1 protein-coding gene is annotated in these 782 nt (G+C 64.7%); it reads left to right on the top strand.

Annotated features, from left to right (window positions below):
* Positions 1-782, top strand: a 782-nt coding sequence (locus AC1D1X_RS24805; protein WP_477699556.1) for a 7TMR-DISM family protein, incomplete at both ends; no start/stop codon positions are given.

Raw genomic sequence — 782 nt, 5'->3', positions numbered from 1 at the left:
CTGCAATGCCGTCGCGCCTGTCCGCCTGCCTGGCGGCCTTGCTGTTGGCCCACGCTGCAGCTGTTGCACAGGAAACGGCCGCCCCGCCTTCCCCCGTCGCGGCTGTTGCTGCACAAAACGTGCCGTCCGCGGGCTACGATGTGGTTGGCCAGGGGTTGGTGCTGCTCGACAGCACCGGCTCGCTGACCTTTGAGCAGGCCCACGGCCGCTTTGAAGCCGGTGAAGGCGAGCCGGCCAGGCCGGAACAGATCATGCCGACTGGCGACGGGCGTGCCTTGTGGTACCGGTTGACGCTGCCTGCGGTGAGCCAGCCCACACGGGTCATGCTCACGACACCGCATCCCAACATGGACAGCGTCTCGCTGTACCGCCCCTCGCAAGACCCTCTCGCAGCGGGGCAATGGCAAATCAGGCGCTCAGGTGATTCCATCCCCGTAGCCGAGTGGCCGGTGCGCCACCTGACACCGGCGTTCGAGATGCTGCTGCGCCCCGGTGAGACGCGGCCCACTTACCTTCGGGTCACCCACAACTATCCGATCAGCATGCACTGGGTTCTGTCCGACCCGGGCAGTTTTCACGAACAGTCCAAGCAATGGCACCTCCTGCTGGGGGTTTACATCGGCCTGGTGTTGCTGATGGCGTTGATGAGCGCTTTCCACGCGGTCTCGTGGCGTGATTCCATCCACTTGTTGTATGCCGGTTATGTGCTGGTCGTGGCGCTCGGCCAGTTGTCGCTGACCGGCCTGGCGGGAGAATTTTTCTGGCCCCGCAATGCCTGGTGG

Source organism: Polaromonas sp. P1_G4, assembly GCF_056405475.1.
The sequence above is the reverse complement of the archived record's forward strand: the minus strand, read 5'-3'. Positions and strand labels throughout refer to the sequence as shown.